This window comes from Malikia spinosa, assembly GCF_002980625.1.
GTDB classification, from domain to species: domain Bacteria; phylum Pseudomonadota; class Gammaproteobacteria; order Burkholderiales; family Burkholderiaceae_C; genus Malikia; species Malikia spinosa.
Genome location: NZ_PVLR01000076.1, coordinates 1 through 557, shown reverse-complemented (window position 1 = coordinate 557; position 557 = coordinate 1). Strand labels below are relative to the sequence as shown.

Annotated in this window: 1 protein-coding gene; it reads right to left on the bottom strand. The window is 68.6% G+C overall.

Annotated features, from left to right (window positions below):
- The coding region (locus C6P61_RS17080; RefSeq protein WP_425319770.1) for an IS66 family transposase zinc-finger binding domain-containing protein at positions 1-491 on the bottom strand (491 nt) is incomplete at its 3' end.
- Positions 492-557: the final 66 nt, after the last annotated feature.

Here is a 557-nt window from a genome sequence, read left to right as displayed (position 1 = left end):
GGCGCCTGCACAATCGTCTCGCACTGCGCGCAGGCCCACTTGCCGCGGATGTGGCGCTCGACCGTGAACGTGCCCGGCACGTAGTCCAGCTTCTCGCTGACGTCCTCGCCGATGCGCTTCATCTGGCAGCCGCAGGCGCAGGTGGTCGACTCAGGGTCGTGGTGGATCTCGCGCCTGGGCAGGTGAGCCGGCAGCAGCCGGCGTTTGGGCTGCTGTTTGACCTGGCCCTCAGGTGTGGGCGGCGCGAGCGCTTCGAGCTCCTCGGCCACGGCCTGCAAGTCGGCGTCGAGCGACTCCTCGAGCAGGCTGCGCTGCTCGGGGCTGAAGCGCTCGGACTGGGCGGCGAACTTGAGCCGCTTGAGCACCGCGTTCTCGTGCGTGAGCTTGTCGATGATCGCCTGCTTGTGCCGCAGGTCGCCCATGAGCCGGCCGAGCATCTCGCGCATCTGCTCGGCGCTGAGTTCAGACAGGGACTCGGGGCTCAGGATCATGGAGACGAGTGTGCCCGATGGCTGCCCTGGCCGCCATCGGCACATCCCCCGATTGCCAGAGGGCGC